This is a genomic window from Methylocystis rosea (genome assembly GCF_003855495.1).
GTDB lineage: Bacteria > Pseudomonadota > Alphaproteobacteria > Rhizobiales > Beijerinckiaceae > Methylocystis > Methylocystis rosea_A.
The window spans coordinates 374,901-387,947 of record NZ_CP034086.1 but is presented as its reverse complement, the minus strand read 5'-3'; the positions used below and the strand labels follow the sequence as shown (position 1 = coordinate 387,947).

At 64.4% G+C, this 13,047-nt stretch carries 15 protein-coding genes, 1 tRNA gene and 1 pseudogene; 8 read left to right on the top strand and 9 right to left on the bottom strand.

Annotated elements, in window-relative coordinates; translation table 11 throughout:
• The first annotated feature begins 25 nt into the window (after window positions 1-25).
• The 3 genes from EHO51_RS01775 to EHO51_RS01765 all read left to right on the top strand — a co-directional run bounded on the left by EHO51_RS01775 (window position 26) and on the right by EHO51_RS01765 (window position 1,925).
• Complete coding sequence (locus EHO51_RS01775; RefSeq protein WP_245434699.1) at window positions 26-1,069, top strand: hypothetical protein; 1,044 nt, start codon at window positions 26-28, stop codon at window positions 1,067-1,069.
• Between the two features lie 155 nt (window positions 1,070-1,224).
• On the top strand, window positions 1,225-1,506 hold the full coding sequence (locus EHO51_RS01770) for a YciI family protein (RefSeq protein WP_026222783.1): 282 nt from the start codon (window positions 1,225-1,227) through the stop codon (window positions 1,504-1,506).
• On the top strand, window positions 1,506-1,925 hold the full coding sequence (locus EHO51_RS01765) for an EVE domain-containing protein (protein WP_124737446.1): 420 nt from the start codon (window positions 1,506-1,508) through the stop codon (window positions 1,923-1,925). The genes EHO51_RS01770 and EHO51_RS01765 overlap by 1 nt, the downstream gene beginning before the upstream one ends.
• Here the strand turns inward: EHO51_RS01765 and EHO51_RS01760 are convergent, their stop codons facing one another.
• From EHO51_RS01760 to sucC, 3 genes and pseudogenes are all read right to left on the bottom strand, one after another.
• Window positions 1,926-3,638, bottom strand: coding sequence for a tetratricopeptide repeat protein (locus EHO51_RS01760; protein WP_124739996.1), 1,713 nt, complete (start codon window positions 3,636-3,638; stop codon window positions 1,926-1,928).
• A gap of 288 nt (window positions 3,639-3,926) precedes the next feature.
• Window positions 3,927-4,258: pseudogene (locus EHO51_RS01755) on the bottom strand (endonuclease domain-containing protein).
• Between the two features lie 169 nt (window positions 4,259-4,427).
• Complete coding sequence (sucC, locus tag EHO51_RS01750; RefSeq protein WP_124737445.1) at window positions 4,428-5,624, bottom strand: ADP-forming succinate--CoA ligase subunit beta; 1,197 nt, start codon at window positions 5,622-5,624, stop codon at window positions 4,428-4,430.
• A 321-nt stretch (window positions 5,625-5,945) separates the two neighbouring features.
• On the opposite strand from sucC, the gene EHO51_RS01745 reads away from it, so the two are divergent.
• From EHO51_RS01745 to EHO51_RS01730, 4 genes are all read left to right on the top strand, one after another.
• Window positions 5,946-6,566, top strand: coding sequence for a methyltransferase domain-containing protein (locus tag EHO51_RS01745; RefSeq protein ID WP_124737444.1), 621 nt, complete (start codon window positions 5,946-5,948; stop codon window positions 6,564-6,566).
• Between the two features lie 182 nt (window positions 6,567-6,748).
• Complete coding sequence (locus tag EHO51_RS01740; protein WP_164479326.1) at window positions 6,749-7,177, top strand: DUF350 domain-containing protein; 429 nt, start codon at window positions 6,749-6,751, stop codon at window positions 7,175-7,177.
• 1 nt (window position 7,178) lies between these two features.
• Window positions 7,179-7,544 carry a hypothetical protein gene (locus EHO51_RS20425; RefSeq protein ID WP_164479325.1) on the top strand — a complete coding sequence of 122 codons (366 nt, stop codon included), beginning with the start codon at window positions 7,179-7,181 and terminating at the stop codon, window positions 7,542-7,544.
• Window positions 7,544-8,701, top strand: a complete 1,158-nt coding sequence (locus EHO51_RS01730; protein WP_124737443.1) for a glutathionylspermidine synthase family protein — start codon at window positions 7,544-7,546, stop codon at window positions 8,699-8,701. Before EHO51_RS20425 ends, EHO51_RS01730 begins: the two co-directional genes overlap by 1 nt.
• Window positions 8,702-8,828: 127 nt before the next feature.
• Here the strand turns inward: EHO51_RS01730 and EHO51_RS01725 are convergent.
• The 6 genes from EHO51_RS01725 to ftsY form a co-directional block, all read right to left on the bottom strand.
• Window positions 8,829-8,904: transfer RNA gene (locus EHO51_RS01725), tRNA-Glu, on the bottom strand.
• A 75-nt stretch (window positions 8,905-8,979) separates the two neighbouring features.
• Window positions 8,980-9,543, bottom strand: a complete 564-nt coding sequence (locus tag EHO51_RS01720; RefSeq protein WP_124737442.1) for a bactofilin family protein — start codon at window positions 9,541-9,543, stop codon at window positions 8,980-8,982.
• Window positions 9,544-9,640: 97 nt separating this feature from the next.
• A complete protein-coding gene (locus EHO51_RS01715; RefSeq protein ID WP_124737441.1) occupies window positions 9,641-10,594 on the bottom strand; it encodes a tyrosine recombinase in 954 nt (317 codons plus the stop codon).
• A 50-nt stretch (window positions 10,595-10,644) separates the two neighbouring features.
• Window positions 10,645-10,788 (bottom strand): oxidoreductase, encoded by a 144-nt coding sequence (locus EHO51_RS01710; protein ID WP_124737440.1) that lies wholly within the window; start codon window positions 10,786-10,788, stop codon window positions 10,645-10,647.
• Between the two features lie 149 nt (window positions 10,789-10,937).
• The gene (locus tag EHO51_RS01705) at window positions 10,938-11,540 is read right to left on the bottom strand and encodes a septation protein A (RefSeq protein WP_124737439.1); all 603 of its coding nucleotides are present in this window, start codon (window positions 11,538-11,540) and stop codon (window positions 10,938-10,940) included.
• Window positions 11,541-11,545: 5 nt separating this feature from the next.
• Window positions 11,546-12,610: a signal recognition particle-docking protein FtsY gene (ftsY, locus tag EHO51_RS01700; RefSeq protein WP_124737438.1), complete on the bottom strand. Its 1,065-nt coding sequence runs from the start codon at window positions 12,608-12,610 to the stop codon at window positions 11,546-11,548.
• A gap of 179 nt (window positions 12,611-12,789) precedes the next feature.
• On the opposite strand from ftsY, the gene EHO51_RS01695 reads away from it, so the two are divergent.
• Window positions 12,790-13,044: a hypothetical protein gene (locus EHO51_RS01695; RefSeq protein ID WP_124737437.1), complete on the top strand. Its 255-nt coding sequence runs from the start codon at window positions 12,790-12,792 to the stop codon at window positions 13,042-13,044.
• Window positions 13,045-13,047 lie beyond the last annotated feature (3 nt).

Sequence of the window (13,047 nt, the reverse complement as noted above, 5' to 3'; positions counted from 1 at the left end):
GAGACGGATCAAGGATTGCTGCGTCTTGATCGAACAAGCGATGTATTTCGCGCTCGGCTTCCTCGTCGCCGGGCTTTTCGCCTTGATGTTCCTCCCCGCTTTCTGGCGGCGCGCGCTTCGTCTTTCGATGCGACGGCTGCAGATGCTTGCGCCGATGTCGATGGAGGAAGTCGTCGCCGAGCGCGATCTGCTGCGCGCGGAATTCGCCGTGCGCGAGCGGCGGCTCGAACAAGCGATGGAGGCGACGCAAGCCGCGCGGGCGCACGATCTCGCGACGGTCGGCCGCCATGTCGCGCGGATCGCCGATCTCGAAACGCAGCTCAATCGCGCCGAAGCCGACAATCGCGACATGAACCTGCGCGTCAATGAGGCGGAGAAGGTTTTGGGCGAGCGCACCGAGCTTCTGAACGCCACGGAGAGAGCGCTGCACGAAATGACCGACCGCGCCGAAGGCCGCGTCGCGCAACTGCGGCTGATTCGATCGGAAACGGCGGCGCAGGACGAAGGGGCCGGGGCGCAGCTGGACGGTTTCGTCGCCGCCTATGAGTCGCGCGTCGCGGCGCTGCATCAGCACAATAGCGAGATGCAGCGCGAGCTGCAGGTCTTGCGCGAGGAGCATGCGCGCGCCGCGCAGTCGGGCGCGCGGGCCACGGAGCTTGAAGATCTGCTGACGCGCATGTCGGGCGAACTTGCCGCGACCCGCACGCTGGGCGAGACGCTCGCCGCCGAGCTCGACGCGGCGCGGGCGCAGCTCAAAGCCGCCGAAGAACGCCAAAAGAGCGACGGCGACCAATTGGAGGGAGCGCTGCGCGTCGCGCGCGCCGAAGCGAACGAGGCCGCCGGAAAGCTCGAATCGGCGCGCGCCGACAACGCCATGCTGCAAGGCGCCGTCGAGGCGCTGCGCGCGGAGCGAGCCAATCTGCGCCGCGCCGCCAACGGGTCCAAGGCTTTGTCCATCGTCCCCATCGCAGCGAGCGACGCCGAAATCGCCGCTTTGCGCGAAGCCATCATCGATTTTGGCGACCGCGTCGTCGCGCAGGAGCTCGAGGCGCCGGCGACGCGCGCCTAAAGCGCGCCTTCCAGACCCGATCGCCTGGCACCTCCGCCTTCCCGAAGCCCTCGCCTCTTCGAATATGAAATCGTCATTTCGTCGGCGGCGCTGTTGACCGGCGGCGCGCGCTTTGGAACAAGTTGCGCCTTCGTCACGCTTACGCGAGGCCGCCTGTGTTCTTCGTCGCCCTTTGCCTGGATAAGCCCGATCACGTCGAGCTGCGCATGTCGACCCGCGCCGCGCATCTCGCCTTCCTCGACAAGCACGCCGCGCGCGTGAAGCTCGGCGGCCCCTTTCTCGACGGCGAGACCCCCGTCGGCTCCCTGCTCATTCTCGACTGCGAGAATGAGGCGGCGGCGCGCGCGCTGCTTAGCGAAGATCCTTACGCCGCCGCCGGCCTCTTCGCCTCGGTGGAGCTGAAACCCTGGAAACGCGTGGTGGGAGCGCAGCTCTAGTGGCGCATTGGCTGTTGAAAAGCGAGCCGTCGAGCTGGTCCTGGGATCAGCAGGTCGAGGCCGGCGCCAAGGGCACGTTCTGGAACGGCGTGCGCAACCATTCGGCCAAACTCAATCTGATGGCGATGAAGAAGGGCGAAAAAGGCTTCTTCTATCATTCGAACGAGGACAAGGCGGTCGTCGGCATCGTCGAGATCATCAAGACCTATTATCCCGACCACACCGACGAGAGCGGCAAATTCGGCATGGTCGATGTGAAGGCGGTGAAGGCCCTGAAAAAGCCGGTCACGCTCGCCGAGATCAAAGCCGAGCCGCGCCTCAAGGACATGGTCCTCGTCAACAATTCGCGCCTCTCCGTGCAGCCGGTGAGCGACGAAGAATGGCGCGTCGTGTTGGAGATGGCGGACGAGAAGGCGTAATCACCCGCCGTTCTGCGCCGCCTTGTCATGGGCGAGCGTCGGATTGTCGGCCAAGCCGTTGTTGATCTTGTCGAGAATCTTCGGCAGTTCGTCGGGCTCGGGATTGAGATCGCGCGCATGGTTCCACTGGAAACGCGCTTCGAGCTTGCGGCCCACGCGCCAATAGGCGTCGCCGAGATGATCGTTGATCACCGGGTCTGACGGCTTCAGGTCGATGGCCTTCTCCAATTCGCGCACGGCGTCGTCATAGCGCCCCAGGCGATAATAGGCCCAGCCGAGACTGTCGACGACATAGCCGTCGCGCTGCCGCAGATCGACGGCGCGGCGCAGCATCTTGAAGGCTTCGTCGAGATTGGAGCCCTTGTCGACCCACGAATAGCCGAGATAGTTCAACACGAGCGGCTGGTCGGGATTGAGATCCAGCGCCTTTTTGAGATCGGCTTCCGCCGCCGGCCAATCCTTGCGCCGTTCATTGGCGATGCCGCGATAATAGTAGAGCAGCCACAGACTCTTGTCCGCCTTCGACCGCAAATCGAGCACGCGCGTATAGGTCACGGCGGCGTCGGCGAAAGCCTTGCGCGAGCGCTGAAGATTGCCGAGCGCCGTCAACGCCTCCTGATTCTTGGGGTTGGCGGCGACGATCGCGGACAGATTTTCGCTGGCCTCTTTGGTTTTGCCGAGCGTCTCCAGCAGAAGCGCCGCCTGCACGTCGGCGTTGACGCGCAGCGGACTGTCTTTCGGCACGCTCTGATAAAGATCGATGGCGGCCTCTTCCTGCTTCATGCGCTCATAGACGTCGCCGAGCGTGACGATGGCGAGAGCGTTCTCCGGCGCAAGATGCAGCGCGAGGCGCAGATAGATGAGCGAGGCGAGTTCGTCGCCCTGGCGGCCGCCGACGGCGCCCAGCCCGTACAGCACTTCACCCGCGCCTTCGTCGGCGGTGCGCACGAAGGGCGGCAACGGCTTGCCTTCATCGAGCGCGGCGAGGCCGGCGACGACGATGGGATGATTGGGGGCGACCTCGTCGAAGGAGAGGTAGAGCTGCTTCGCCTCGTCGCGCCGTCCGTTCGTCGCGAGAAAGCGCGCATAGGCGTCGACAAGCCGCAGCGTGTTCTTCTCGGAGGTGTAGGCGGACTTGAAGCGCTTTTCCGCCTCCGCCTTGTCGCCGCCGAGATCGGCGATCAGGCCCGCATGATAGTCGCGAAACACCACGAAGGCGTCATCGGTGAGCGTATCGAGCGTTGCGAGGGCGCGACGCGTGTCCTTGGCGCCGGCGTAGCTCCATGCGGAGAGCAGCGTCGAGGTGATGTCGCGGCGCCGATCCCCGCCGCCCTTGGCGAGTTCGGCGCGCGCGGCGGCGTATTTGCGAGTCTTGATCAGATCGACGCCGCGGGCGAGATGCGCGAGCCCGTTCGTGCGGTCATGCGCGATCACGCGGCCGGTCAGCGAGAGGGCCTCCGACATATTGCCGTTGGCGAGCGCCGCGACGAAGGCGCGGTCGGCGAGATCGGTGTTCTTGGGATCGTCGCGCAAGGCCTCGCGGAAGAAGGTCGAGGCGGCGAGCGTGTCGCGCTGCGCGCCGGCGACGATCGCCGCGAGATAATTGCCCGACAGACTGGAGCCGACCTCGAAGGGCCGCGCGACGATGATATTTTCTCGCGCCGCGAGGCTGCTGTCGCAGGAGAGCCCGAAGGCGCTGGAGCCCGCAACCAAGATGCACGACAGGCGCGCCAGAGCGCGTCTCGCGCGGCTGGCCGGAGACGCAAACAGAAGAGCTGATTTGGGCACTGGCGCTTCCCTAAAAGGCGACGATCGCGCGCAAAGGCCGCCCCACGCGGAACAGCGGCCTAAAAGTCCAAGGTCGCGCCTAAAGATGGCCCTTTTGGGCCGATGACGCAAGGCGGAAGAAAGCTTGGCCAGTGGACTTAAGCGCGACTTTCGCAGAAAAATCCAAGCCGCAGCCCCACGCCGCTTCCGGAGACGCGCGACTCCTTCTCCTGTTTACGGGAGAAGGTGGCCCGGCGAAGCCGGGTCGGATGAGGGCGACCGCAACGCGCGGAAAATATCGTCTAGCGCCGCGCCGCCGATAACCCGCTCATTGGACAAGCGCAGAACGCGCCATCCATTCTTGATGAACCAAGCGTCGCGGCGTCGGTCTCGCGCCGCTTGACCCGGGTTTTCGTGTGGACGCCCGTCAGCTCCACGATCAGCCGGTGGTTCAAGCAAGCGAAGTCGGCGATGAATGGGCCGATCGGAACTTGTCGGCGAAACTTTGCGCCCTCCAGGCCGCGTCCCCGGAGATGTCGCCATAGCAATGTCTCCGCATTCGTCATGTCGCGACGAAGCGTCGGGGCTTGATGGAACCTTTCGATGGGGGTGTCGTCACGCATTTTGCGCCCTCATCCGACCCTCGCTTGCGCGAGGGCCACCTTCTCCCGTTTACGGGAGAAGGAAGAACCCAAAGATTCGCAACGGCGGTCGAGGGGCGGGTTTCGCGAAAAATTACCCCGCCCGGATCGCGGCGACGATTTTTTGCGCCGCGTCGTCGAGATCGTCGGCGGGAATGACGTTCAGGCCCGACTCATTGATGATCTTCTTGCCGAGGTCGACATTGGTGCCCTCGAGCCGCACGACCAGCGGCACTTTGAGGCCCACTTCCTTCACGGCCGCGATCACGCCTTCGGCGATGGTGTCGCAGCGCATGATGCCGCCAAAGATATTGACGAGAATGCCCTTCACGTTCGGATCGGCGGTGATGATCTTGAACGCGGCCGTCACCTTCTCGGTCGTGGCGCCGCCGCCGACGTCGAGGAAGTTCGCCGGAAACTCGCCGTAGAGCTTGATGATGTCCATCGTCGCCATGGCGAGGCCGGCGCCATTGACCATGCAGCCGATATTGCCGGGGAGCGAGATATAAGCGAGGTCGTATTTCGACGCCTCGATCTCCTTCTCGTCCTCCTCGCTCTTGTCGCGCAGCTCGACCATGTCGGGATGGCGATAGAGCGCGTTGTTTTCAAAGCTGACCTTGGCGTCGAGGCAGCGCAGCTTGCCGTCCTTGGTGACGATCAGCGGATTGATCTCCAGGAGCTCCATGTCCTTGGCCACAAAGGCGGCGTAGAGCTTTTCGGTCAGCGCGCCCGCCTGTTTGGCGAGATCGCCGGTGAGGCCGAGCGCCGCGGCGACCTGGCGGCCGTGATGCGGCATCAGCCCCGTCGCCGGATCGACCGAGAAGGTCACGATCTTCTCGGGCGTGTCATGCGCCACCTTTTCGATGTCCATGCCGCCTTCGGTCGAGACCACATAGGCGATGCGCGAGGTTGCGCGGTCGATCAGCATCGACAGGTAGAATTCCTTGTCGATCGCGGCGCCGTCTTCGATGTAGAGGCGGTTGACCTGCTTGCCGGCCTCGCCGGTCTGCTGCGTGACGAGCGTCGCGCCCAGCATCTCTTTCGCGAAGGCCTCGGCCTCGTCGATCGATTTGGCGATGCGCACGCCGCCCTTGTCGCCGGCGCTGGCTTCCTTGAACTTGCCCTTGCCGCGCCCGCCGGCATGGATCTGCGCCTTCACCACATAGACCGGGCCGGGGAGCTTTTCGGCCGCCGCGCGCGAATCTTCGGCGCGCAGCACGGCGAAGCCTTCAGCGACGGGCGCGCCGAACTCGCGCAGAACGGCCTTGGCCTGATATTCGTGGATGTTCATGGGCTATGTCTCCCTGGCGCAATGGCGCGCCGGCGCGGCGAAAAAATCGCGCTCAATGGGCATAGGCGGAGCCGTTTCGTCAAGGCGGCGGGGGGTCGCGGCGACGCGCGCATTCCGACAACGCGCCGCTTGGAACAATTCCGAGCGCCGACGGTTCAATGACACGGAGCTCCCCTCTCCCCTCTTCGACTGCGCTCGGCTAACCTGGCCGGGCGCTTTTTCTTGAGCCGAGGCGTTTGGCGTTGGGCGTGAGGCCTCCCTCCCTTGCCTGGGGTCGATCCACGTGATCGAGTGCGAAAAGCTCAGCTCAACGCGCGCGTGATGACCAGCATCGATAATCCCTTCGGCGAAGGCGCCCAAAAATACTGGGATCGTCGCTACGATTTGTTTTCGAAATGGGATGAGGGCATTAAAACCGACGAGGTGGGGCTGTTCTCCGTCAAGCCGGAGCGCTTTGCGGCAGAGATCGGCGCTCTCCTCAGCGGCGCCGTCGTGTTGGACGCCTTTTGCGGCATCGGCGGCTCGGCGATCGCATTCGCCCGATGCGGCAAGCGCGTCATCGCCGTCGATATCGACCGCGACAGGCTATCCATGGCGAAGCATAACGCCGAGATCTATGGCGTCTCGCAAAACATCGAATTCATTCATGACGACGTCATGGAGGCCTATCCCAAGCTCTCATTCGATGCGCTGAATATTGACCCGCCCTGGGGCGGACCGGACTACTTCACGAAAACGCGCTTCGGCTGGCGGGATTTTTCGCCGAACCCGCTGCCGCTCATTCGGGAAGCGATCCATTCGGGGATCGCCGTCGCCATAGGATTGCCAGCGAATTTTTCAGAAGGCGAACTGCGCGAACTGCCGCCTGAAACCGTCGTACGGGAGTCCCGGGACGCCACGCGCGTTTTGTTCAGAACGGCCTATTATCCGCCGGTGGCGTGAGCGCGGCTCGGCCGAAGCGAAATTTGAGAAACGAGCGACCGCACATAGCGGCTTCGGTTAGCGCCTTTGTAGAAATTTCTACCACCGCTCCGGCTTGTCAATAAAGCCCGAGGAAGTTAGTGGCATGCAGACTGGGCTGGCCAAAGCTTGTCCGGAACGGCGCCTGCGCCCATGCTGGGCGGATGGTTCGATTTTCGGGGGCGGCTCTGAGCGACTTTCTTTCCGGACTGCTTGCGTTCGCAGCCTATTTTGCCGCCGCCCTCGCATTTTGCGCGGCCTTTTGCATCACCTATGTTTGGCTGACGCCGCATCGCGAGTTCGAGCTCATCGTTCGTGAGCACAACGCCTCAGCCGCGATCGCGCTCGGGGGCAGCCTCATCGGCTTTTCCATCGCGCTCGCCGGCGCGATCCACAACACACAGGCGCCGCTCCAGTTCGTGGCCTGGGGCTTCGTCGCTTTCGCGGTGCAAGTGCTCGCCTATCGCCTCGCGAGGCTTGGGCATCCGGGTCTGTCGCACGCCATTCAGCAGAACGCGATCGCCGCCGCGCTCTGGGTCGCCGCCGTGTCGATTTCGGCCGGCATCCTCAGCGCGGCTTGCATGAGCCCGTGACATGACGGAGGCAGACGGAACGTCCGGCAAACGCGGCGTCCAACCGCCGCCGATCATCTCCAACGCGCCAGAAGGCTTCGCCGGCGCACCGTCGGGCTCCATGGACGATGAGCAACGGCAGGCGCACTACCTTGCCTACCTCGCCATCTGGGTGCCTCTCGCGGTAGCCTTCGTCCTGTTCATCGTCGTGCAGTGGATCGAACAATCCAGGTGCGCTCGGACGGACTCGACCAGTGAAACCGCCTGCTCCTCCGGCTCGTCGGGATCCGGCGGTGGCGGTGGTTGGGGCGGCGGGGGCGGAGGTGAAGGGGCCGCGAGATTCGGCGGCTTCGGGGCCTTCGGCGCCGGGCATGGCGGAGGCGGCTAGTGAAGCGTGAGGCCTCGTCGCCGCGTCCAAACTTCGAAGCCGAGGCAAAAAAGATAGGCTTCGACTACGCCTATGCGGACGGCGAACCTTATTGGGAAGAAAGCGCCCGCTACGTCTTTTCACTGGCGGAGATAGAGGACAGGCTCGAGGCGACGACGGCCGAGCTAAATGCCCTGTGCCTTGCTCTCGTAGAGAAGGTCGTCAAACAGGACGATCTGCTGCGGCGACTAAGAATTCCGGAATTCGCCTTCGATGTGATTCGCACAAGCTGGATCATGCGCGACCCCTCGCTCTACGGCCGCTTCGATTTCGTCTATGACGGGAAGAGCGATCCCAAGCTCCTCGAGTTCAACGCCGACACGCCGACAAGCCTTTATGAATCATCAGTCGTGCAATGGCATTGGCTCCAATCTCAAATCGCGCGGGGCGAGTTGCCGCCAATCGCCGATCAGTTCAACTCGCTACACGAGAAGCTTGTCGCGCGCTTTGGGGAGGTTGCGCGAGGCCGTTTGCTGCATCTCTGCTGCATGTCGAAAAGCGCGGAAGATGCGGGAACGACGACCTATCTCGCCGAATGCGCGCGGGAGGCGGGGCTCGCGACGAAGCTTCTCGACATCAGTGGAATAGGTTTGCGACGCGAGGAGTTCGTCGATCCAGATCGGCGCAAGATCGATTTGCTCTTCAAGCTCTATCCCTGGGAATGGATGTTCGCCGACCCTTTCGGCAAATCCCCCGCCGTCGGTCGGACGCGCTTCGTCGAGCCGCCCTGGCGGATGATCCTATCGAACAAGGGCGCGCTGGCGCTGCTCTGGGACATGGCGCCGGGCCATAAGAACCTCTTGCCCTGCTATTTCGAGGACGACCCGCGCGCGAAAGAGCTCGGCGCGCATTACGCGCGCAAGCCGCTCTACTCGCGCGAGGGGGCCGACGTCGAACTCATCGACGGCGGCTGCATCGCGCGCGGCGAGACGGACGGCTATGGCAAAGAAGGATATGTGCGCCAGGCGCTTTGCCCCCTGCCCGTTTTCGACGGCCGGCGTCCGGTCCTCGGCTGCTGGCTCGTTGGCGATGCGCCGGCGGGTCTTGCCATCCGCGAGGATAGGGCGCTCATCACCTCCAATCGCTCGCGCTTTGTACCGCATGCGATCGTCGGTTGAAATCGACGCGTCAAGGCGGCGACGCCTTGAGACTGCCCTTTAGTCAATTGCTGAGGCGGGTAACGCGATCGTCTGAAACGAATGGCCGGCGCCGTCGCGCGCGCTCGCCCCCAGCGGGTAGTTTCACTGGCGCTCCCTAGGGGACTCGAACCCCTGTTTTCGCCGTGAGAGGGCGACGTCCTAGACCGCTAGACGAAGGGAGCGGGAAGGAGCGTTCTATAGACCGCCGCCGCCCGCCGGGCAAGCTGTCGCGCCAAGCTGTCGCGCAAGGATCAGCCTCACCCGCCCGCCGAAGTTTTGCGGCCGAGCAGCGTCCGCGTCGCGACGCGCTTCGCCTCGCCCTCGGCGGCGAGATAGAGCGCGCCCTTGGCGCCTTTGGCGCCGCGCACCGCCTCGTTGATGCGATCGATCGAAGAGGGTTTCGGCGGCGCGCCGGCGATCTCCACGCGTTCGGCGGCGGGCTTGGCCGCCGGCGCGGCCTTCGCGGCGCGATAATCATCGATCGCTGTCAGTTCGCCGGCGATGACGGCGCCCTTTTCCAGCTCGATCTCGCCATAGGTGATTTTACCCTCGACGCGTCCGGTGGCGCGCACGACCAGCAGTTGCTTGATCTCGATATGATCGGAAATCCAGCCGCTGACGTCGGCTTCCGTGGCGCTGACCTTGCCGCGGATGACGCCGCCCTGCCCCACCTGAATGACGCGCGCGGAGACGTCGCCCTCGATCGCGCCGTCGACGATGATGAGATCCGAGGCCGAGATTTCGCCCTTGAGCGTCACGCCGGCGCCGATATAGGCGACATTCTCTTCCTCGGGCCGAAAGTCCATCGCGTTCTTCGCCATCGCCAAGCTCCTCGGTCGCTCAAATGCGCGGAAAAGCTTACGTTGAGCGCGTCTCAACATTCAACGGAAAAAGCGCCCGAGGCGGGCTCAAGGCGGCTCAGCGCGGCTTTTCCGTCGTCTCCGACAGCGGATGCAGATCGCGCACTATCGCCCGCATGCGCTCGTCGAGCACATGCGTATAGATCTGCGTCGTCGAGATGTCCGCGTGGCCGAGCAGTTCCTGCACCACACGCAGATCGGCGCCGTTCTGCAGCAGATGGCTCGCAAAGGCGTGGCGCAGCGCATGCGGATGCATCGCCGCGGCCGGCAGGCCGGCGGCGCCCGCCAGCGCCTTGAGATCGCGCGCGAAGGCCTGGCGGGTGAGATGACCGCTGTCGCTGTCGGCGGGGAACAGAAAGCTCGAGCCGGCGCGCTCTAGCGCCATCTCCTCTAGCAGCTTGCGGTAGGAAAGAAGCGCGCGGCGCGCGCGATCGGTCAGCGGCGCCAGGCGCTCGCGCCCGCCCTTGCCGCGAATGGCGATGAAAGGATCGCGCGAATGCGCGGCGGTTTTTGGCAGCGAGACAAGCTCGGAGACGCGCAGGCCGGTAGCGTACAGCGTTTCGAGCAGCGCATAGAGCCGCGCCGCCCGCAGCCGCTCGCCAGCAGGTCGCGTTTCGTCATCGAGTCCTTCACTCGCAACCGTGAGCAGCCGATCGATTTCCGCGGTGGAGAATACGCCGGGCGCGCTGCGCCGCATCCGCGGTCCATCGAGCGCCGAGGCAGGGTCGTCGTCGCGATGGCGGTCGACGTAGAGAAACTTGTGGAACTGGCGAATCGCCGAAATGCGCCGCGCCACGGTGGCCGCCGACATGCCGCGCGGCTCCAGTGAGGCGAGATAGGCGCGGATGTCTTCCGTCGTCGCGGCGCCGGGATCGCGGCCATTCGCGGTAAGATGCGCGATGTAATCGGAAAGATCGCGCCGATAGGCGTCTTGCGTGTTGCGCGCCGCGCCGCGCTCCGCGGCGAGCATGTCGAGAAAGGCGTCGAGCTGGCGCGCTGCGCCGGCTTTCATGCGCTTAACTCCCCAGCATCATTCCGCACAGGCGTCACGCATGACAGCCGTCACTTGTTCAACCGCTGCGCCGGGATCGTATAGGTCATCTGGCGCGGTTGCGGCGTCACATAAGCGACGAGCGCGACCATGACGCCATAGGCGATCGCGACGAGGGCGCCGACGATGATCAGAAAGCGGATGAGACTCGGCAAGGATTCGACTCAGCCCCCATAAACCTGAAGACTCTCTTCGCCCGAACGCGCGTCGATTGCAACCCGCGCGCGATGGGCGGCGCGCATGCGCTTGAAATCAACAGCGCGGGACGCGGCCGATCGCGTTCAACGGCGCGCGACGCCAAGCCTTAGAAATGCGATTCGGGATCTCCGTCCTCGGGGCGAATTTCGTGGCGCATGATGAGCGGCGCCTGCGACAGCGCGAAGACGAGCGTCAGCGGCAATATGCCGAAGACCTTGAAATTCACCCAGTCGTCGGTCGTCAGAATGCGGCGCAGGACTTCATTGAGCCCGGCAAGCGCGAAAAAGAACAGGCCCCAGCGTATGGTGAGCTTGCGCCAGCCCGCGTCGTCAATGTGGATCGCCATGTCGAAGACGATCGGCAGCAGCAGCTTGCCGAAATAGAGCGCGCCGATGAGGCCGGCGCCGAACAGCGTGTAAAGGATCGTCACCTTCAGCTTGATGAAGGTTTCGTCATGCAGAAAATAGGTGAGCGAGCCGAAAACCAGCACCAGCACGGCGGTGACGACGGGCATCGCCGGCAGATGTCGGGTGATCGCCCATGAAACGGCGAGCGTAACGACAACGCCGGCCATCAGCACGCCGGTCGCGGCGAAAATGCCGTATTTCGAATTGATGACGAAGAACAGCAGCAGCGGTCCCAGTTCCAGTGCGAGCTTCAGCCAGGGATTGAGCTTTCTTTTTGCCGCGACGGCCGTTTCCTGCGTCATCTCTCTTAGCTTTCCGCCTCTGACGTTTCTTCAAGCCCTGCAATCGCCCGTGCGAAGTCGCGCGCCGCGAACGGCTCCAGATCGTCGGCGCTTTCGCCCACGCCGATAAAGTGGATCGGCAGGCCGTAAGTCTCGGCGATTGCGACCAGAATGCCGCCCCGTGCGGTGCCGTCGAGCTTGGTCATCACCAGGCCGGTGACGCCGGCGACCCGCTCGAAAACATCCACCTGCTGCAGCGCGTTCTGTCCGACGGTGGCGTCGAGCACGAGCAGCACCGCATGCGGCGCCTCGGCGTCGGCCTTTTTCATCACGCGGACGATTTTTTCAAGCTCGGCCATCAACTCGGCGCGATTTTGCAGTCGGCCGGCCGTGTCCATGAGCAAAATATCGGCGCCCTGCTCTTTCGCGCATTTGATGGCGTCGAAGGCGAGCGCGGCCGGATCGGCGCCTTCCGCGCCCGAAACGACTTCGGCGCCCAGCCGCGCGCCCCAGACTTTGAGCTGCTCGACCGCCGCGGCGCGGAAGGTGTCGCCCGCCGCAAGCACGACCGTCTTGCCCTCGCCGGTCCATTTTGCGGTGAGCTTGGCGATGGTCGTCGTCTTGCCCGAGCCGTTGACGCCGACGACGAGGATGATGAAGGGCGTCTTGCTGTCGTCGACGACGAGCTCTTCGGCGACCGGCGCCAGCACGCGCTCGACTTCGCGCGCGAGGATTTCGCGCACTTCCTCGGGCTCGATGTCGCGCTCGTAGCGCGCCTTGCCGACCGCCTCGGTGATGCGCGTCGCGGCGCCCACGCCAAGATCGGCCCGCAGCAGCACGTCTTCGAGCTCCTCGAGCGTCAGCGCGTCGAGTTTGCGCTTGGTGAAAACGTCGGCGACGCCCTGGGTGATCGCTTGCGAGGTGCGCGAGAGGCCGCCGGACAGGCGCGACCACCAGGAGCGCTTTTCCTCCTCAGGCGCCTCTTGCTCAGGCGCCGGCTGGGGCGCCGCTTCGGGCGCGGGCTCGCTCTGGCCGCCGCCAAACAGGCGGGAGAACATGCCGCGCTTTTTACCTTCGGTTTCCTGGCTCATTCACCGGATGGACTACACGAGTTGCGCTAAAAGGGCCAGCGGCCGAAGCCCCCTGCGGCGCTCGTGGCGCCAATGCACGAGATGCCCGCAATAATGGCGGCGCTGCGCCATGGCGCCGGAACATCCCATGGAACGCCGGGTTGTTCTTCCGTCTAACGGTTCGACGGGAGGCGATAGCAATGCATGCCAGGACGCGACAGCTCTTCGCCGGCGCATTCGCCATGACGCTGATCAGCGCCACGGCAGGCTCGGCCTTTGCTCAGTCCCCGGGACATCATCCAGGCCCGCCCGGCTGGTATGGCAGGGCCCGGCCGCCCGCCTACGCGGGAGATTGTAAATTCCCCTATCCCCCGGGCTACCGTCACGACCTCAAAAACTGGCGCACCGGCCAGACCGATCGCGATTTTTCCTGTTACCGGCTCGATAACGACTAAAGC